At 68.8% G+C, this 18,193-nt stretch carries 15 protein-coding genes and 1 pseudogene; 3 read left to right on the forward strand and 13 right to left on the reverse strand.

What is annotated here, in order from left to right; genetic code table 11:
* Window positions 1-37: 37 nt before the first annotated feature.
* From ACZ9AQ_RS03100 to ACZ9AQ_RS03135, 8 genes are all read right to left on the reverse strand, one after another.
* Entirely contained in the window at window positions 38-571 is a 534-nt protein-coding gene (locus ACZ9AQ_RS03100; RefSeq protein ID WP_429200778.1) for a gluconokinase, read from the reverse strand.
* Window positions 572-883: 312 nt separating this feature from the next.
* On the reverse strand, window positions 884-1,255 hold the full coding sequence (gene mnhG, locus ACZ9AQ_RS03105; RefSeq protein ID WP_429200777.1) for a monovalent cation/H(+) antiporter subunit G: 372 nt from the start codon (window positions 1,253-1,255) through the stop codon (window positions 884-886).
* Window positions 1,252-1,530, reverse strand: coding sequence for a K+/H+ antiporter subunit F (locus ACZ9AQ_RS03110; protein ID WP_071361077.1), 279 nt, complete (start codon window positions 1,528-1,530; stop codon window positions 1,252-1,254). Before ACZ9AQ_RS03110 ends, mnhG begins: the two co-directional genes overlap by 4 nt.
* Window positions 1,514-2,044: a Na+/H+ antiporter subunit E gene (locus ACZ9AQ_RS03115; RefSeq protein ID WP_429200775.1), complete on the reverse strand. Its 531-nt coding sequence runs from the start codon at window positions 2,042-2,044 to the stop codon at window positions 1,514-1,516. Before ACZ9AQ_RS03115 ends, ACZ9AQ_RS03110 begins: the two co-directional genes overlap by 17 nt.
* Window positions 2,041-3,711, reverse strand: a complete 1,671-nt coding sequence (locus ACZ9AQ_RS03120; protein WP_429200774.1) for a monovalent cation/H+ antiporter subunit D — start codon at window positions 3,709-3,711, stop codon at window positions 2,041-2,043. Before ACZ9AQ_RS03120 ends, ACZ9AQ_RS03115 begins: the two co-directional genes overlap by 4 nt.
* Window positions 3,708-4,052, reverse strand: a complete 345-nt coding sequence (locus ACZ9AQ_RS03125; protein WP_429200772.1) for a Na+/H+ antiporter subunit C — start codon at window positions 4,050-4,052, stop codon at window positions 3,708-3,710. Before ACZ9AQ_RS03125 ends, ACZ9AQ_RS03120 begins: the two co-directional genes overlap by 4 nt.
* Complete coding sequence (locus ACZ9AQ_RS03130) at window positions 4,052-6,964, reverse strand: monovalent cation/H+ antiporter subunit A (protein ID WP_429200770.1); 2,913 nt, start codon at window positions 6,962-6,964, stop codon at window positions 4,052-4,054. Before ACZ9AQ_RS03130 ends, ACZ9AQ_RS03125 begins: the two co-directional genes overlap by 1 nt.
* Before the next feature lie 60 nt (window positions 6,965-7,024).
* Entirely contained in the window at window positions 7,025-7,906 is an 882-nt protein-coding gene (locus ACZ9AQ_RS03135) for a universal stress protein (RefSeq protein WP_429200768.1), read from the reverse strand.
* A gap of 331 nt (window positions 7,907-8,237) precedes the next feature.
* Here ACZ9AQ_RS03135 and ACZ9AQ_RS03140 point away from each other — a divergent pair, with 331 nt between their 5' ends.
* The 3 genes from ACZ9AQ_RS03140 to ACZ9AQ_RS03150 all read left to right on the forward strand — a co-directional run bounded on the left by ACZ9AQ_RS03140 (window position 8,238) and on the right by ACZ9AQ_RS03150 (window position 12,651).
* Window positions 8,238-9,329: a porin gene (locus ACZ9AQ_RS03140; RefSeq protein ID WP_429200767.1), complete on the forward strand. Its 1,092-nt coding sequence runs from the start codon at window positions 8,238-8,240 to the stop codon at window positions 9,327-9,329.
* An 81-nt stretch (window positions 9,330-9,410) separates the two neighbouring features.
* Complete coding sequence (locus ACZ9AQ_RS03145) at window positions 9,411-10,562, forward strand: serine hydrolase domain-containing protein (protein ID WP_429200765.1); 1,152 nt, start codon at window positions 9,411-9,413, stop codon at window positions 10,560-10,562.
* 82 nt (window positions 10,563-10,644) lie between these two features.
* On the forward strand, window positions 10,645-12,651 hold the full coding sequence (locus tag ACZ9AQ_RS03150) for an ATP-binding response regulator (protein ID WP_429200764.1): 2,007 nt from the start codon (window positions 10,645-10,647) through the stop codon (window positions 12,649-12,651).
* Here ACZ9AQ_RS03150 and ACZ9AQ_RS03155 read toward each other — a convergent pair.
* From ACZ9AQ_RS03155 to ACZ9AQ_RS03175, 5 genes and pseudogenes are all read right to left on the reverse strand, one after another.
* Entirely contained in the window at window positions 12,633-13,649 is a 1,017-nt protein-coding gene (locus ACZ9AQ_RS03155; protein ID WP_429200762.1) for a Gfo/Idh/MocA family protein, read from the reverse strand. The two genes, ACZ9AQ_RS03150 and ACZ9AQ_RS03155, sit on opposite strands and share 19 nt — an antisense overlap.
* Window positions 13,646-14,131 (reverse strand): heme-degrading domain-containing protein, encoded by a 486-nt coding sequence (locus tag ACZ9AQ_RS03160; RefSeq protein WP_476108115.1) that lies wholly within the window; start codon window positions 14,129-14,131, stop codon window positions 13,646-13,648. The genes ACZ9AQ_RS03155 and ACZ9AQ_RS03160 overlap by 4 nt, the downstream gene beginning before the upstream one ends.
* A gap of 45 nt (window positions 14,132-14,176) precedes the next feature.
* Window positions 14,177-15,820: pseudogene (locus ACZ9AQ_RS03165) on the reverse strand (glycoside hydrolase family 9 protein); the annotation flags it as partial.
* Window positions 15,817-17,157: an MFS transporter gene (locus ACZ9AQ_RS03170; RefSeq protein WP_429200760.1), complete on the reverse strand. Its 1,341-nt coding sequence runs from the start codon at window positions 17,155-17,157 to the stop codon at window positions 15,817-15,819. The gene ACZ9AQ_RS03170 and the pseudogene ACZ9AQ_RS03165, both read right to left, overlap by 4 nt.
* Window positions 17,150-18,184 (reverse strand): glucokinase, encoded by a 1,035-nt coding sequence (locus ACZ9AQ_RS03175; protein ID WP_429200758.1) that lies wholly within the window; start codon window positions 18,182-18,184, stop codon window positions 17,150-17,152. Before ACZ9AQ_RS03175 ends, ACZ9AQ_RS03170 begins: the two co-directional genes overlap by 8 nt.
* Between the last annotated feature and the right edge of the window lie 9 nt (window positions 18,185-18,193).

Below are 18,193 nucleotides of genomic sequence, written 5' to 3' on the forward strand. Positions count from 1 at the left end.
CCCGTGGGTCCAGGCGCCGTCGTTCAGTCGTCCTTGTTCAGTCGTGTCTGGTGATGCGTTCCACCAGCGCGGCCGGCGCCAGGGTGATGTCCAGGGTGAGTCCGGCTTCGTCGGCCTGGAGCGGTTCCAGGATGCTCAGCTGCGAATCGAGCAGCGAGGGCGGCATGTAATGGCCGGGGCGGCCATGCATGCGCATGGCGATCAACTCGCGCGGTCCGGCCAGGTGCACGAAGCGCAGCGCCGGGTCGGCCGCGCGCAGCAGGTCGCGGTAGCGCCGCTTGAGCGCCGAGCAGGACAGCACCAGGCCCAGGCCCTGGCCGCGGGCCTGGCGGATCTCGTCCGCCAGCGCGTCCAGCCAGCCGGCGCGGTCGTCGTCGTCGAGCGGGATGCCGGCCGACATTTTGTTGACGTTGCTGGCCGGATGGTAGGCATCGCCCTCGAGAAAAGGGACGGCGTAGTGGCTGGCCAGCGCGGCGCCGACTGTGCTCTTGCCCGATCCGCTGACGCCCATGACGACCCAGCGCAGGGCGCCGGCGAGCTGCGACGGGGTGTTGACGCTTGATGCTGACATCGTTTCTCCTTACAAGACCGTTAGCGCTAACATCGCGTTTTTTGGAGTGTTGTTCAGCTAAATGCTTTTGTAAACACGTTATCGATGTTGCAATGCAATACGATCTGGATTCGAATTTGCCGCTTTGCATGTGGCGTCATCGAAGGTCGAGGGCTTTTCACTCAGAAAGTGCCATGAAAATCTGATAGCGCTAACATTGTTGCGGCGCGCAATCTATTTTTACATGATGTTGTATTTACTCGACGTTGGGGCGCACAAAAAGAAACGGCCTGGAATATTTCCAGGCCGAGGTCGGGATCGAGACCGATGCCCTTATTCGCGTGTGATGGTGTACACCTCGCCCGCGGTCGCGCCGGCATCGCCCTTCTTCGCGCGCAGGTCGCGGTAGACGGCGGCGCGCATGATCATCATCGACACCACGGGCGCGGTCAGCAGCACGAACACGGTGATGATGATCTCGTGGACCACCGGCCGCGACTGCGCCACCGTGAAGTACAGCATCGAGGCGATCAGCAGGCTGCCGGCGCCCAGGGTGATCGTGATCGCCGGGCCGTGGATGCGCTGGTAGAAGGTGCGCAGGCGCAGCAGGCCGAGCGCGCCGATCAGGATGATGCTGGCGCCCAGGATCAGCAGCAGCGAGACCAGCAGGGCGGCCCAGTCGGGCAGTTGTTCGATGCCGGTCATTCGATGATCTCCCCGCGCATCAGGAACTTCGCCATCGCGATGGTCGAGACGAAGCCGACCAGCGCGATCAGCATCGCCATTTCAAAATAGACCTGGGTGCCGAAGCGGATGCCCAGCACCAGGGCCAGCAGCATGCCGCACATCCAGAGGGTGTCGAGGGCCAGCACGCGGTCGTGGGCCGAGGGGCCGATCAGCAGGCGGGCGGCGCACAGCGCCATCGCCGCCAGCACGCACACGAGGGCGTAGCCGATCGAGATTTCAAGCAGGGTCGCCATGGCGGGCCTCCGTGTCGAAGATGTGAATGAGGGGCTGTTCGTAGCGGGTCTTGATGGTGTCGACCCACCACTTTGCGTCGTGCAGGTCGAACACGTGCAGCACCAGCTCGTGCCGGCCGGGGATCTTCCCGGGCTGCAGTTCGGTCCACACCGTGCCCGGCGTGATGTTGATCAGGCAGGACAGCGCCGCCAGGCCGTAGGGGTCGCGCATGTCCAGGGGAACGCGGATGAACTGCGAGTTCAGCTTGGCGTAGTCGGCGAGCACGATGATGCGGCTGACGTTGAAGCACGAGCGCACCACCTCGACCGCCGCGGAGCCCAGCAGCCGCACGGCGATCATGGGCTTGTGCAGGCGCGGATAGCCCAGCGGATTGAGGTGGCGCGTCAGGACCGGCGCGGCGATGCCGAGCGCCGCGCCGAGCAGGACGTGGCCCGGATACAGGGTCTGGTTCAGCAGCAGCCACAGGACGCACAGCGCCAGCGACACGAAGGGGTAAGGGAGCCAGCGGCTCATGGCGCCTCCGGGATCGAGAGGGTGGAAGGGGCCGCGGACGTCGGGCCCGGCACGGACGGTTCGGACAGCACCCGGTCGATGTAGGAACCGGGGCGATGGATGTCGTCGCTGGCGCGGCTCAGGTAGCCGAACAGCGGCTCGGCCTGCACCGTCATCAGCACCGACAGGCCCAGCAGCAGCAGAATGGGCGCCACCTCGGAGCGGTGCACCTTGGGCGGTTCGGTAGCGCCACTGGCCCAGAAGGTGCGCACGCCGAAGCGCATCATCGAGATCACGGTGATCAGGCCCGAGAGGATGATCAGGACCATCAGGATCCAGCCGGCGACCGGGATCGCGGCGCTGCCTTCGATCGTGCCGGCGCCGTCGATCTGCGGATTGAGCAGCGCATGGAACATGCCGAACTTGGCGACGAAGCCCGACAGCGGCGGCAGGCCGGCGATCATCAGCGCGCAGGCGGCGAAGGCCAGCGACAGGAAAGCCATCGCGGCAGGCACGCCGCGCCCGACCGGTTCGTCCGGCGCATCCTCGACCGCATAGGCTTCCATTGTCAGCGCCAGCATGGCCGAGCGCGGGGTGCGGATGCGGTCGATCAGTTCGATCAGCAGCAGGAAGGCGGCCACCGCGATGGTGGAGCCGATCAGGTAGTAGATGCCGGCCGTGACCAGGGTCGGCTGGCCATAGCCGATCACCGCCAGCAGGGTGCCGGACGAGACGATCGCGGCATAGCCGGCCATGCGGCCGGCGGTGTCGGTCGAGAGCATCCCGGCGGCGCCGAACACGATGGTCGCCATGCCGCCATACATCAGCGCGTCGCCGCCGAAGCCGGCCGCGCCGCCCGCGTTATCCGAGAAGATCAGCAGCCACATGCGCAGCACGACATAGGCGCCGACCTTGGTCATCAGCACCAGCATCGCCGCCACCGGAGGCGATGCCGCGGCATAGGTGGTGGGCAGCCAGAAGCCCAGCGGCCACATCGCGCCCTTGGTCAGGAAGGTCAGTGCCATCACGGTGGCGCCGACCTTGAACAGCGCCAGCTCATCGCCGACCAGCAGCGGCACGCGCGCGGCCAGGTCGGACATGTTCAGGGTGCCGGTGGTGGCGTAGGTCAGCGCAATCCCGATCAGGAACAGCAGGGCGGCGGCCAGGTTGATCGCGATGTACTGCATGCTGGCGCGGATGCGCTCGGCGTTATACCCGTGCAGCACCAGGCCGTAGGACGCGGCCAGCATCACCTCGAAGAACACGAACAGATTGAAGATGTCGTGGGTCAGGAAGGCGCCATTGATGCCCATCAGCAGGAACTGGAACATCGTGTGGAAGTGCACGCCGATCCGTCCCCAGCGGGTCTTGGTGAAGTGCAGCGCGGCCAGTCCGAGCACGGCGGTCAGGAGCAGCATGATGGCGCTCAGGCGATCGGCCAGCAGGGCGATGCCGAACGGCGCGCTCCAGTTGGCGGCCAGGTAGACGCCCATGCCGCCCGGCCAGTGGCCGCCGTCGGTCATCTGGATCAGGGCCACGGCCGTGACCAGGAGGCCGATCAGCGACGCGTAGCTGAGCCAGAACTTCAGGCGATGCCAGCCCTGCGTCAGCGGGGCCAGGACGGCGCCCACCAGCAGCGGCAGCAATACCGGCACCAGGATCAGGTGCTGGGTCCAGTGCAAACTCATAATTCAGGCTCCTTGCCATCCACGTGGTCGGTGCCGGTCAGGCCGCGCGAACCGATCATCACCACCAGGTACAGGGCGGTGGTGGCGAAGCCGATGACGATCGCCGTGAGCACCAGGGCTTGCGGCAGCGGGTCGGCCAGGACGGCCGGGTTGGGCGTCGTGCCGGCGAGGGTGAGCGGCGGGGCGTCGACCCACAGGCGGCCCATGATGAAAATGAACAGGTTGACGGCATACGACATCAGCATCAGGCCCGCGAGCACCTGGAAGCTGCGCGGACGCAGGATCAGCCAGATGCCGGAGCCGAACACGATGCCGATGGCGAGCGAAATGACGAGCTCCATCAGAAGATCTCCTTGGCGGGCGGGATGGTGGCGCGCGTGGCGTCGGCCGCCGCGCGGTGGCTGCGCAGCGACTGGTGGGCCAGCGCGACGAGGGTCAGCATGGTGGAACCGACCACCACCAGGAACACGCCCAGGTCGAACATGAACGCGCTCGGGACGTGGATCTCGTCCAGGATCGGTAGCGTCAGGTGGGCGGTATGGCTGGTCAGGAACGGGTAGCCGAGGAACCAGGCGCCGATGCCGGTGAAGGCGGCGCACGCCAGGCCCCAGGCGATCCAGCGGTGCGGCCGCAGGCGCAGGTGCGACTCGACCCAGTCGGTGCCGGCCACCATGTATTGCACGATCAGCGCGGTGGCGAAGATCAGGCCGGCGACGAAGCCGCCGCCCGGCAGGTTATGGCCGCGCATGAAGAAGTAGGCGGCCATCACGCCCATCACCGGCAGCAGCATGCGCAGGTAGATGGCCGGAATCATGAGGTAGCCGCTGGAGGCCTGCTCGCCCGGGGTTTGCTTGACGGCCGGGTCGACGTCGCTGGCCTGCTGCACCGGGATCGCGATGCTTTCGGTGGCGGGGCGGAAGCGGCGCAGCAGGGCATAGACGGTCAAGGCGACGGCCGACAGCACGGTAATTTCACCCAGGGTGTCGAAGCCGCGGAAGTCGACCAGCAGCACGTTGACCACGTTCGAGCCGCCGCCTTCGGTCAGCGCGCGCAGCACGAAGAACTCGCCGATCGAGGGCGGCGGCGAGATCCGCAGGACCGCATAGCTGGCGGCCGCGATGCCCAGGCCGCCGGCGATGGCGATGAAGCCGTCGCGCCCACGCCGCAGCCAGGTGCTGGCCGGCGCCCTGTCGTTGAGACGGGCCGGGGCGAGGCGCGGCGGCAGCCAGCGCAGGCCGAGCAGGATCAGCACCGTGGTCACGGTCTCCACCATCAGCTGGGTCAGAGCCAGGTCGGGCGCCGACAGCCACACGAAGGTGATCGCCGTGACGACGCCGGTGCCGCCGACCAGGGCCAGCGCGACCAGGCGGTGGTACTTGGCCTTGTAGGCCGCGCCGAGGGCGCAGCCGGCGCCGATGAGCCACAGCACCGCGAACAGCGGATCGAGCGAATGCACGCTCAGCGCGGGAATCGCGGGCAGAGGATCGACCAGCAGCAGCGGCGCGGCGATCATGACGGCCATCAGCACCAGGAGCTGCGGCTGCAGGCGGCGGGTGCCGGTCCAGCGGATCAGCGCATTGGCGCCGGTCGACAGCCCGAGCATCGTGCTTTCATAGGCTTGCGCGCCCTTGAGGCGGTGCAGCACCGGCACCCTGGTGCGCTCGCGCAGGTCGTGGCGGCGCCACAGGAACCAGTACAGCAGGGCGCCCAGCAGCAGCGCGGCGCCGCTCATCAGGAGCGCCAGGTTGAAACCGTGCCAGATCGCCAGGTCGTATTCCGGCATGGCGCTGCCCAGGACCGAGCCCGAGGCGACCGCCAGCACGTCGCCGACCACGCGCTCGGGCATGACGCCGACCGCGATGCACAGCACCACCAGGCATTCGACCGGGAAGCGCATCCAGCGCGCCGGCTCGTGCGGCTCGTGGGGCAGGTCTTTCGTCAGGCGGCCGAAGAACACGCTGATGAAGCGCAGCGAATAGGCAACGCTGAAGATGCCCATGGCGACCGCCACGTACGACATGGTCCAGTCTTCGCTGCCGCCCACGTGGGCGGTCTCGGCGAAGAACATCTCCTTCGACAGGAAGCCGTTCAGCAGCGGCACCCCGGCCATCGAGGCCGAGGCCACGATCGCCAGCGCGGCCGTCACCGGCATCGCACGGCGCAAGCCGCGCAGCACGCGCATGTCGCGCGTGCCGGTCTCGTGGTCGACGATGCCGACCGCCATGAACAGCGACGCCTTGAAGATCGCGTGGTTCATGATGTGGAACACCGCCGCCACCACCGACAGCGGAGTGCCGATGCCCAGCAGGCAGGTGATCAGCCCGAGGTGGCTGATGGTCGAGTAGGCCAGCAGTCCTTTCATGTCGTTCTGGAAGATCGCGAAGAACGACGCCAGCACCAGGGTGATGGCGCCGGCGCCGACGATGATCCAGGTCCATTCCGGAGTGCCGCCGAGGGCCGGGTACAGGCGCGTGAGCAGGAACACCCCGGCCTTGACCATGGTGGCCGAGTGCAGGTAGGCGGACACCGGGGTCGGCGCCGCCATTGCGTGCGGCAGCCAGAAGTGGAACGGGAATTGCGCGCTCTTGGTCAGCGCGCCGAGGGCGATCAGCACCAGCGCCGGCACGTAGAGCGCGTGCGCGCGGATCTGGTCGCCGGCCGCCAGCACGGCGTCGAGCTCGTAGCTGCCGACGATGTGGCCGAGCGTGAGCACGCCGGCCAGCAGGCACAGGCCGCCGGCGGTGGTGACGGTGAAGGCCATGCGCGCGCCGCGGCGGGCGTCGTTACTCTCCTGCCAGTAGCCGATCAGGAGGAAGGACGTGAGGCTGGTGAGTTCCCAGAACACGACCAGCTGGATCAGGTTGCCGGACAGGACCACGCCCATCATCGAGCCCATGAAGGCCAGCATGTAGGCGAAGAAGCGCGCGACGGGGTCGCGCTTGGACATGTAGTAGCGCGCGTACACGATCACCAGCAGGCCGATGCCGAGCACCATGATCGAAAACAGCCAGGCCAGGCCATCCAGGCGGATGACGAGGTCGAGGCCGAACATCGGCAGCCAGCTGTGGCGCGACTGCAGGACTTCGCCGGCTTCCAACCGGCCGAACTGGGAAATGGCGAAGATAAGGGCCATCAGGGTGAACGCGCCGGCCGCGATGGCGGGACGGTTGCGCGACCCATTGGGCAGGCAAGCGGCGACGAAGGCGCCGGCGAAGGGAAGAAGGACGAGCAGGATCAGTGGCAGTGAGGTCATCGACATCATCCTTCGGGGCAGTGCGACATATAGCGGCGCGCGCAGAGGCGCGGGGCGATTTCAGTTTTTTTCATTCTCATCATATTCTCCAGGGCGCACAGGGGGACGCACAAGCAGCGTGTCGCACACGACTGCCTGCAGCAGGTATTCACTGCGGCTACCGGTCAGGAGGCGCATCAGCGCCGATTCTTCGTGCAGGCCGAGCACGACCAGATCGATGTCATTATCCACTACATGGCGCGCCAGCTGCGAAGCGGGTTCGCCTTCGCCGATCGCCGGGTCGACCAGTTCGCGCGCTCCGGGCGGCAGCGCGCAGCCTTCCAGGAAGCGCATCAGCGCCGCATGCGGCGCGTCGTCCGGCGCCAGGGCGTCGGAATCGTGCGCATGGAACACGGTGATCCGGCGCCGCGGGAACAGCCCGGCCGCGGTTTCCAGCGCCAGCTTCGAGGCCGGCGTGAAGTCGGTTGCGACCATGATGCGGCGGTAGGGGCCGCGCACGCGCTGGCGCACCGCCAGCAGCGGTTGCGCCAGGCCGCGCGCCAGTTTCTCGACGGTCGACCCGAGCAGCAGGTCACCCAGGCTGTCGTGCTGCGAGGCGCCGGCGACCACGATGGCGCCGGGCAGGGTGGCCGCGCCGTCGAGGATGGCGGCGGCCGCCGGACCGGCGGCGAAGCGCTGGGTGACCTGCAGGGGCGAGCCGGCGAATTCACGCGCAAACTCCTCGCGCGCTGCGCGTTCCTGGTGTTCGCGCCCGGCGTCGGCGTCGAGCCATTGGAGCACGTCGCCGGGCGCCTGGGGTGCGTCGTGCACCGTCAGGACCACCAGCGGTATGGAAAATTCGTCGGCCAGCTGCTTGGCGCGTTCCAGCGGCCGATCGCAGCGGGCGCTCAGGTCCGTCGCAAGCAACAATCCGGGGGGCGTAGTCGGGCTGGGATCTGGCATGCGCCGCCTCATGGAAAGTCTTGTCGGAAGGCGACACTCTACCGTAGTTGCCGACCTGACTACAACGCGTTTCTTCAGTTATTTCGAATTTACTTCGGATAACTCCGGATGCGATACAGCATTTTCGCTCATCATCGAGCGGCAACCATGTCGCAATCCCGCCGCAATCCCGCCGCAATTGCACGTCAAGCGCCGACGTCGAGCGGCGGCGCGGCGCAGGTCGGGCAATCCAGAGCGGCCTGGAACCAACACGATCGGGGGATGGATCCCCCCGATTGGGGATAGGCCGGGACGGGCCGCATGGCCAACAATTCTCGCAAGGAGGGTCACGATGAGTAGATACTTGCGCCGCAGTGTGATGGCGCTCGCGGCATGCGCGCTCGCCCAGGCCGAGGCCCAGACCCAGGTCCAGTTCTATGGCCGCCTGAACGTCTCGGCCGAATACATGAAGGCGTCCGCCAGCGCCGACGGCCCGCGCCTGAGCCAGCAGCGCTTATCGAACAACCGCTCGGTGCTGGGCTTTCGCGGCAGCGAGGTCCTCGGGAATGGGGTGAGCGCCATCTTCCAGGTCGAGGCAGCGCTCGCGCCCGATACGGGGGCCGGCGAACTCGCGCGGCGCGACACCCGCGTCGGCCTCGATGGCGACTTCGGCACCCTGTTCGCCGGCCACTGGACCGCCGCCTACAATGGCGCCACGTCCAGCCTCGATCCGTTCTATCCGACGACCGCCGGCTATACGAGCATCATCGGCAACGGCTCGGCCGCGTCGACCGACAACGTCGGCAACACCTCGTCCTTCGACCGGCGCCAGGCCAATTCCATCCATTACTGGAGCCGGCCCTGGAATGGCCTTGGCCTGCGTCTCACGCATGGCCTGGCCGAGGAGCGCCCGGCCAGTGGCGCCAAGCCGTCCATGACGTCGGTCGCGGCGGTCTATGAGCAGGGGCCATGGTATGCCGCGCTGGCCCACGAGCGGCACCACGAATACCAGGGGCCGGGATTGAGCGACAGCGGCGCCAGGCTGGCCGTGGCGCGCCGCTTTGGCGACACCCGGGTGGCGCTGCTGGCCGAACGCCTCGAATACGAGACGGCCGCCGGCCGCCTGGATCGCAATGCCTGGTATGTCTCGGTCACCCATCAGCTCGGAGCGCACGGCCTGCGCCTCGCTCTGGCGCGCGCCGGCGACGGCGATGGCGCGGACGGCAACCGGGTCGGCTTCATCCGCGGCGGCGCACGCACCGGCGCCACCCACCTCACGCTCGGCTACGAGTACACGCTGTCGAAGCGCACCGCGCTGCATGCCTACGTCACCCACCTCGACAACGAGGCCAACGGCGCCTACGACTTCGGGATCAACGGCCTGGGAGCGGCGCCCGGCGCCACCTTGAAGGGCGCCGCGCTCGGCCTGCGCCACGCCTTCTGATCCGGGCGATTGTCCGGCGCCGAGCATGGCGCTACACTTGGTTTTTCTGTCGTCAATACCGGAATGCGAGAGGAAAAGCCGATGAAAACGCTGTTTATGGCAGTCGTGGCGCTGTTCCTGGTCAGCTGTTCGGGCGCGCCGCGCGGGCCCGATCCTGGCTTTTCGGACCGCGACATCACGGCCCTGATGGCGCGCGAGAAGGTGGTGGGATTGGCGCTGGCGCTGATCGACGAGGGCCAGGTGGTCAAGGTCGCGGCCTACGGCAAGCGCAATCTGGAGCGCGACCTGCCTTTGGCGCCGGACACCGTCATGTATGGCGCTTCGCTGACCAAGACCGCCTTCGCCTACATGCTGCTGCAGCTGGCCAGCGAAGGCCGGCTCGACCTCGACGCTCCGCTCACGCGGCTGCTGCCCAGGCCCTTGCCCGACTACCGCCTCGGCGAGCGCAGGGATTTCAGCGACCTGGCCGGCGACGAACGCTGGCGCCGGCTCACCCCGCGCATCCTGCTCGCGCACGCGGGCGGCTTCGCCAACTTCCGCCGGCTCGAGCCGGACGGCAAGCTGCGTTTTCACTTCGACCCCGGCGCGCGCTATGCCTATTCGGCCGAAGGCATGTACATCCTGCAGCTGATCGTCGAGCAGGGCCTGGGGCTCGACGCCGGCCGCGAGATGCAGGTGCGCGTATTCGACCGCCTGGGGATGCCCAATACCGGCATGCGCTGGCGGTCGGACTTCGCCGCCAACCTGGCCGACGGCTACACCATGGACGGCAAGATGGAGCCGCACGACCAGCGCAGCGCCGTCACCGCCGCCGGCTCGATGGACACCACGATCGCCGACCAGGCCCGCATGTGGGCGGCGCTCGTGCGCGGCGACGGCTTGAGCCCCGCGCTGCGCGCCGAGATGGTGCGCCCGCAATTGCCGATCCTGAGCGCCGGCCAGTTCCCGACCCTGGCGTCGCGGCCCGGCGCGCCGGTGCCGGGGCTGGCGGCCGGCCTGGGCGTGGTCACCTTCCAGGACCGCAGCGGGCGCGGATGGTTCAAGGGCGGGCACAACGACAGCACCGGGAACATGGCAATCTGCCTCGAGGCGCGCCGGCGCTGCCTGGTGATGCTGTCCAACGACGTGCGCGCCGAACGCATCTTCCCCGCGATCGCACGCCTGGCGCTGGGCCGGAACGACATGCCGTGGCGCTGGGAATACGGCTGGTACGGGAGCGCGCTGCAGCCCTGACGGGTTGGTTGGCGGCATCCGTGCCCGCTTGACGAGCCGGGACTGGTAGGATGGACGGGCATCGTCCACCATCCACCTGCCCATGAAGACTCTTTTGTCCCGGCATGCTATTCCGGCCGGCGCCACGCTGGCCTGCCTGTTGCTCGCCTTCACCGTGCTGGCCGGCTGGAGCCTGCAGTCGACGGCGCTGATCGGCGCCCCCGCCGGCTTCCCGCGGATGTACCCGTTCACGGCGGCCGGCTTCGTGTGCGCGTGCGCCAGCCTGCTGCTGCAGCTGCATCCGGTGCGCGCCTTCGCCCGCGCCAGCCGCGCGCCGGCCATGCTGCTGGTGGCGATCGGCGCCGGCAGCCTGGCGCTGCGCGTGTCCGGCTGGGCGCCGGCGCCGCTGTCGCTGGGGCTGGGCAGCGCGGCCAGCGCCTGGAGCCTGCCGGCGCCGCTGACCGCCGGCCTGCTCGCCGTGCTCGGAACCAGCCTGGTCCTGATGGACGTGCGCCGCACCGTCGGCATCGCCCAGGCGCTGGCCGCCAGCGTGCTGCTGTTCTCCGTGCTGACCCTGACCGGCTTCGCCGCCGAAGAGACCTTCCTGTACCAGCTGCTCCCTGGGCGCGGCACCTCCCTGCGCACCACGCTCGCCTTCATGCTGGCCTCCGGAGCGGCGCTGGCGCTGCGTCCGGACCAGGGCATGATGGTGGCGCTGGTCAGCCCCACGCCCAGCAGCCGCACGCTGCGCCGGCTGATGGCGCCGCTGCTGCTGGCCCCGATCGCGCTGGGCCTGGTCGCCACCGCCGCGGTGCGGGCGGCGGCGCCGGCCATCGACTTGACCACCATGATCTGGCTGTTCGTGTGGGGCCTGCTGGTGATCCTGATCGCCGTGGTGTGGCGCTTCGCCTATCAGCTGTACCGCCAGGACCTGACGCGCGGCCTGGCCGAGCGCGAACGCAACGAGGCGCTGCAGGCGCTGCGCCTGGCGGATGAGCGCAAGAACGAGTTCCTGGCCATGCTGGCGCACGAGCTGAGAAATCCGCTGGCGCCGATCAGCACCGCCGCCGGCCTGCTCAGGAGCGTGTATGCGAGCGATCCGGTCGCGGTCCGGCGCACCAGCGAAATCATCGCGCGCCAGGTCGACCACATGGTGCACCTGGTGGACGACCTGCTCGACGTGTCGCGCGTCACGCGCGGCATGATCGAACTCAAGCGCGAGCGGGTCGACCTGCGCCAGGTGGTCGGCGCCGCCCTGGAACAGGTGCAGCCGCTGCTGGACATGAAGCGTCACCGCCTGCGCACCGCGCTGCCTGCTACCCGGGTGCTGGTCGAGGGCGACGCCAAGCGCCTGATCCAGGTGCTGGCCAACCTGGTCAACAATGCGGCGAAATACACGCCCGAGGAAGGAAATGTGCACGTGTCGGTGCGGATCGAGGGGGCGCAAGCGGTGCTGGCGGTGCGCGACGACGGCATCGGCATCGCCCCCGAACTGCTGCCGGACATCTTTGGCCTGTTCACCCAGGCCCGGCGCACGCCCGACCGGGCCGAGGGCGGCCTGGGCCTCGGGCTGGCGCTGGTGCACAACCTGGTCGAACTGCACGGGGGGCGCGTGCGTGTCGAGAGCGCCGGGCCAGGCCACGGCAGCACGTTCACCGTGACGCTGCTGCGCGTGGAAGAGGCATCCATTCCGGCGCCGGCGGCGCCGGTGCAGACGGGGCGTGCGCACGGCGTGTGCGCATCGAGCGTGCTGGTCGTGGACGACAACGTCGATGCCGCGGCGTCGCTGGCGCTGCTGCTGGAGGCGGAAGGCTATCGGGTGGACGTCGAGCACGCCCCGGCGCCCGCTCTGCAGCGGGTATTGACGGGCGTTCCCGACGCCTGCATCCTCGACATCGGCCTGCCCGACATGGACGGCCGCGAACTGGCGCGCCGCATCCGCGCCGGGCTGGGCGAACGCACGCCGCTCCTGATCGCGCTGACCGGCTACGGCAGCGACGCCGACCGCCAGGCCGCGATGGACGCCGGCTTCGACCACTACCTGGTCAAGCCGGCCAATATCCAGCGGCTCGAGTCGCTGCTGGCGAAGTCTCAGGCGTCGCTCGGATAGCGCAGGCCGATCTGCTTGCGGATCGTGTCGAGCAGGCCCATGATCGCCAGCGTATCGTCGTGGGTCATGTCGGGATGCTCGAGCAGTCCGTCGCGCAGGCACTGTCCGGCGGCGATCGCCTCGTGGGTATAGCCGTTGCCGAGCCAGGGCGTGGCAATCGTGCGTGAAGAGCCGTCCAGCAGGTCGACCGTGACGCTGTCGGTCATGTGGAACATGCGGTGCATGCGCACGCTGCCGCGCGTGCCCGACACCACCAGCTCGCCCGGCGCGCGCGCCCGCAGCGAGCAGCTGCAGATCGACAAGGCGCCGCCCGCGTGGCGCATGGTGAAGGCCGTGGTGAGATCGACACCGGTGTCGCCCATGACGGCCTGCGCCTGCACCGCCTCCACCCGGCCCAGCAGGGCGCAGGCGATCGACAGCGGATAGATGCCCAGGTCGAGCAGGGCGCCGCCGCCCAGGGTCGGATCGTTGACGCGGTGGGCTGGGTCGGGCGTGGCCGAAAAACCGAAGTCGGCGTGCAGTTGGGTCACGGCGCCGATCTCGCCGGAGGCGATGATGCGCTTGACTTGCGCCAGGGCCGGCATGAAGCGGGTCCACATCGCCTCCATCAGGAACAGCTTGTTGGCCCGCGCCAGCGCCACGACCTCCCCCGCCTCGCGCCGGTTCATGGTGAACGGCTTCTCGCACAGCACCGCCTTGCCGCCGCGCAGGGCGAGCAGGGCGTTGGCGGCGTGCATCGGGTGCGGCGTGGCGATATAGACGATGTCGACGTCGGGCGAATCGACCAGCTCCTCGTAGGCGCCGAACGCCAGCGGCATTTCGGAGGGTGACTGCGCGGAGGGTGACTGCGCGAACTGCTGCGCGAAGGCCTGTGCGCCTTCGCTGCTGCGCGAGGCGACCGCTGCGAGCCGGGCGTCGGGCGTGGCGCGCAGGCCGGCCGCGAAGTCGCGCGCGATGCGCCCGGTGCCGAGGATGCCCCAGCGGATGATGCGCGTCACGGCTGCCCCCCGAACGCCAGATGGTCTTTCAGCGCGGCCACCACCAGCGCGTGGTCGTCCGCGCCGGGCAAACCCGACACCGTGACCGTGCCGACCACGCCGCGGCCGCGCACGACGACCGGATAGGCGCCGCCGTGGGCCGCGTAGTCGCGCATGTCGAGACCGGGCAAGCTGTCGTGGTCGCCGCCGGCCTGGCGCACCTGGTGATGGGTGTAGAAGGAGCTGTGTCCGGTGCGCCTGACCAGGTTGTTCTTGCGCCGGATCCAGTCCGCATGGTCGGGCGAGGCGCCCGGCATCGCATGCGCGAACAGGACCGTCTCGTCTTGCCTGATCTCGACCGTCACGGGCCGGCCGGCACTGCGCGCCCGCGCCACCAGCGCCGCGCCGAGGGCGGCGGCGGTGTCCCCGTCGAAGCGCTCGAACTGGAGCTGTCGTTCTTCCTGCAGCAGGGCGTCGAGCGAAACGGTGGGTTCCTGGTTCATGGTCGATGGCGTGAGCACGGACAGCGCCGCGCTGACATAGACCAGCGGCGCATTCCAGTTGATGGCGACTTCGTTGGCGGCGTAGCTGCAGTCGTGATCGATATACGACAGCGCCGGCAGCTTGCTCGGGTAGGGCGGGCACTCCTTGGCATCCTGCTGGCCGGGATTCGGGCCGCCGGACAGCCAACCCGGCACCGGGGCTGCGACCCCATCGGCCATCGAGGGGCGGTGGTGCGGATGCTGGAAAGGGCGCGCGCCGATGCCGGTGACGAAGGAGTAGCCGGTGGGATTGCGGCCCAACACATAGTCGAGGCTCGCTTGCGCGGCGTGCAGGTAATCCGGGTTCGGCTTCAGGCGATACGCCTGCAGCAGCATCATGCCCTGGTTCAGGACCACCGCATTGCTGCCCCAGACGAAATCCTTCGGCGTCATCGCCAGCCGATAGGCGCTGCCGCGCCAGGCATTTGCCAATTGCGCGGCCAGGCCGTCGATGCGGCGCTCGACCAGGTCGCGCTCCAGGCCGGGCGCCAGGCGCGCACGGTGGTGGGCCAGCGACATCCAGCCCAGCGCCGCCACGTCGCCCCAGGATGGCGTCGACAGCGCGGCGTCGTGCTTCAGCAGCGCCGTGGCGTAGCGCCGGTCGCCGGTGGCGATGAACAGCTCGGCGGCGGCCCAGGCGAATTCGTCGCCGAGTTGCGCGTCGCCGTATTCGCCAGTGGCGACGTCCTGCGGATTCTTGAAGGCGAGCTCCGGATGCTTCTCCGCCCAGCGCCACGCCGCCTGCGCCGCCGCCAGCATGCGCGCCGCCATGCCCGGCCACTTCGCCTCATGGCGCGCCAGCACGCGGCTGGCCGTGGCCATGGTGGCGGCGAAGTCGAGCGCCGCCGCCGTGCCCTTGGCCACGAGGTAGCGCGGGGTCGCCGCCACCGCGTGCGGCATGACGATGCCGTCGAAGCGCAGGTTGGTGAGCTTGTGATACACGCCGCCGTCCGCCGGGTCCTGCATGGTCAGCATCCATTCGAGGTTCCACATCGCCTCGTCGAGGATGTCGGGCACGCCGTCGCCCGACTCCGGAATGCCGGTGTCGCGCTCGAAGAATGCAGGGTAGTGCTCGAGGGCCGCCAGCAGCGTATACGTCGAGATGCCAGAATTGACCACGTACTTGTTGTAGTCGCCGGCGTCGTACCAGCCCCTGGGGCTGGATAGCACCGTGCCCGCGGGCCGCGCCGGCGAAGCGGCCGAGGCATGCACCAGCACCTTGTCGTCGGGGTGCCCGGCCGGGCGCGCCCAGGCGCCGGCGTATTTCGGGTCCAGCGCGATCGCGCTGCGGTTGAAATAGAAGGCCTTGAGGGCGGCGGCGTTCAGGGCGCGGTAGCCGTCGGCGTTCACTGCGAACGGGTCCGATAACGGGAGCCCGGGCATCCTGATGCGGTAGGTCCCCGGCCGCGTCAGGGCGCTGAAGTCGAGCACGCGCACCGTTTCGCCGGACGGCTCCCAGCGCAGCGCCGGGCCCGCCGTGCCCTTGAACGCGGTCTTGCCATCGGCGTCGACGACTTCGAAGGCGCCGGCCTGCGCGACCACGGCCAGCTTGTGCGCCTGCGGCAGGAAGCCGACCTGGTTGACCTTGATCGCCTGCGCCGAAGCCGCGCCCGCGGCGAGCCACAACAGCGGCAGTATCATCCTTTTCATGCGGGTACCGCCTTTCCTTCTGCGCCGGAGTCCGGCTTGGTTTTCGGCTGGCCGCCGTCGGCGTGGTGGAACGGCGCGAACCAGGTGGCCAGGAACGATGGGATGGTGGCGACCATCACCAGCGCGAAGTAGCCGACGTAACCCATCATCTCCTGCAGGTGGCCGCTGATCACGCCGGTGACCATGCCGCACAGGCCCATGAGGCCCGTGCCGAAGGCATAGTGGGTGGTGGTGTACTTGCCCGGCGCGAGCTGCTGCATCAGGTAGATCATGAAGCCGACGGCGCCGAAGCCGAAGAAGAATTTTTCGATCGCGACGCCGAGCGTGATCAGGACCAGGCTCGATGGCATGGTGAGCGCCAGCACCAGGAAGGCCACGTTCGGGATGTTGATCGCGCAGCACAGCACGAACAGCGTCGCCTTCAGGCCGCGCCTGGCCACGTACAGTCCGCCCAGCAGCGAGCCGACCAGCACCGCGGCCAGACCGTAGGTGCCGTAGATCAGGCCCAGCATCTCGTTGGACAGGCCCAGGCCGCCCTTCGAGGCGGGATCGACCATGAAGAACGGGCCGATCTTTTCCAGCAGGCCCACGCTGAAGCGGAACAGGAAGGCGAAGGCGATCATGCGCCACACGCCGCGCTTCTGGAACAGGGTGACGAAGGCGTCGAGCAGGATGCGGCCTGCGTCCCTCACCGAAGTCGGCGTGTCGGCCGCGCGCGCGCCTTGCGGCATGGTGCGCCAGTGCCACAGCGCCATCAACAGGGTCAGGCCACCGACCAGCAGGAAGATGATGCGCCAGGCGTCGATCCAGTCCGGCCCGAACACGGCGGGATCATGGCCGAAGACGTTCGTGTGCAGGTAGCCGGAGAGATAAACCATGCCGCCGGCGGCCACGATCGGGCCGATGTTCCAGGACAGGCTCTGGACGCCGCAGTACAGCGATTGCGCGCGGGCGTCGAGCGAGGTGACGTAGACGCCGTCGCTGGCGATGTCTTGGGTCGCGCCGATGAACGACAGGGCGAAGAAGATCGCCATCAGGAAGCTCATGTAGCCGGGCAGTTCCATCAGCAGCGCGACCCCGGCGAAGCCGGCGCCGATCGCCACCTGCGCGCACAGTACGAAGAATTTCTTGGTGCGGTACATCTCGACGAACGGCGCGAACAGCGGCTTGACGGTGTACGCCAGGATCAGCAGGCTCGAATACTGGGCGGCGCGGCCGTTGTCCATGCCCAGGTTCTTGAACATGATGGCGGTGACGCTGGTGAGCATCACGTAGCCGAGCGCCATCGTGAAGTAGCCGGTCGGCACCCACAGCAGCGGGGAGGCGATTTTATGCATGGGCGGACTCCGTGCGCGCATGCCGCGTCATGGGGCGCTCTTGCGCCAGGTGATCCGCCAGGGTATCTGCCAACATCGCCGCCGCGCCCCGCAGGGCCGGCGCCGGCGCCGTGATCAGCCAGGTCGGGATGCGCGCGGTGAATTCGCTGAAGCGGCCCTTGCGCTCGAAGCGCGGGCGGAACGGCGAGTCGACGAAATAGGCGCCCAGGCGCGGCACGACGCCGCCGCCAATATAGATGCCGCCGCGCGCGCCGAGGGTGACCGCCAGGTTGGCCGCCACCGTGCCCAGCATGCCGCAGAAGCAGTCGATCGCTTCCAGCGACAGGGCGTCGTCGCCGGACAGGCCGCGCGTCACGATGTCGGACGGCGACAGGTCCTTGTCGGTCGCCATGCCGCGGCTCATGGCCAGCGCCTCGCGGATCAGCACCAGGCCGGGTCCGGAGACGAAGCGCTCGGCCGAGACGTGGTCATAGCGTTGCCAGGCATGGCGCAGCACGGTCACCTCGCGCTCGTCGAGCGGCGAAAAGGCGACGTGGCCGCCTTCGCTATTGAGGGGAATCCAGCGCTTGCCGCTTGGCACCAGGCCCGAGACACCGAGGCCGGTGCCGGCGCCGACCAGGCCGACAGTGCTGCCAGCCAGCGCCGTGCCACCGCCGACCTGGGCCAGGTCGGCCGGCTGCAGGGCCGGCAGCGACATCGCCAGCGCCGTGAAATCGTTCACTACCAGCAGCGTCTCCAGGCCCAGCGCACGGCGCGCCGCCTCGATCGAGAACGCCCAGTGGTGGTTCGTCATGCGGATGGCGTCGCCGTCCACCGGATTGGCGATGGCGATCACCGCGTGGCTTACCTTCGTATCGGCGAGCGCCAGGTACAGGCGCACCGCGTCTTCGAAGCGGGCGTGGTCGGCGCAGGCCAGCGTCCGCACGGCCTGGATCGCGCCCGGCGCCGTCTCGAGCGCGAAGCGCGCATTGGTGCCGCCGATGTCGGCCAGCAGGCGCGGGCCGTCGGGATAGGTGTTTGTCTGCATGTCTCCTCC

Source organism: Massilia sp. UYP34, assembly GCF_056279385.1.

Coding starts and splice junctions, on each gene's coding strand:
- ACZ9AQ_RS03100 (WP_429200778.1), bottom strand. CDS start 571: ATGTCAGCATCAAGCGTCAACACCCCGTCGCAGCTCGCCGGCGCCCTG.
- mnhG (WP_429200777.1), bottom strand. CDS start 1,255: ATGACCGGCATCGAACAACTGCCCGACTGGGCCGCCCTGCTGGTCTCG.
- ACZ9AQ_RS03110 (WP_071361077.1), bottom strand. CDS start 1,530: ATGGCGACCCTGCTTGAAATCTCGATCGGCTACGCCCTCGTGTGCGTG.
- ACZ9AQ_RS03115 (WP_429200775.1), bottom strand. CDS start 2,044: ATGAGCCGCTGGCTCCCTTACCCCTTCGTGTCGCTGGCGCTGTGCGTC.
- ACZ9AQ_RS03120 (WP_429200774.1), bottom strand. CDS start 3,711: ATGAGTTTGCACTGGACCCAGCACCTGATCCTGGTGCCGGTATTGCTG.
- ACZ9AQ_RS03125 (WP_429200772.1), bottom strand. CDS start 4,052: ATGGAGCTCGTCATTTCGCTCGCCATCGGCATCGTGTTCGGCTCCGGC.
- ACZ9AQ_RS03130 (WP_429200770.1), bottom strand. CDS start 6,964: ATGACCTCACTGCCACTGATCCTGCTCGTCCTTCTTCCCTTCGCCGGC.
- ACZ9AQ_RS03135 (WP_429200768.1), bottom strand. CDS start 7,906: ATGCCAGATCCCAGCCCGACTACGCCCCCCGGATTGTTGCTTGCGACG.
- ACZ9AQ_RS03140 (WP_429200767.1), top strand. CDS start 8,238: ATGAGTAGATACTTGCGCCGCAGTGTGATGGCGCTCGCGGCATGCGCG.
- ACZ9AQ_RS03145 (WP_429200765.1), top strand. CDS start 9,411: ATGAAAACGCTGTTTATGGCAGTCGTGGCGCTGTTCCTGGTCAGCTGT.
- ACZ9AQ_RS03150 (WP_429200764.1), top strand. CDS start 10,645: ATGAAGACTCTTTTGTCCCGGCATGCTATTCCGGCCGGCGCCACGCTG.
- ACZ9AQ_RS03160 (WP_476108115.1), bottom strand. CDS start 14,131: ATGAACCAGGAACCCACCGTTTCGCTCGACGCCCTGCTGCAGGAAGAA.
- ACZ9AQ_RS03170 (WP_429200760.1), bottom strand. CDS start 17,157: ATGCATAAAATCGCCTCCCCGCTGCTGTGGGTGCCGACCGGCTACTTC.
- ACZ9AQ_RS03175 (WP_429200758.1), bottom strand. CDS start 18,184: ATGCAGACAAACACCTATCCCGACGGCCCGCGCCTGCTGGCCGACATC.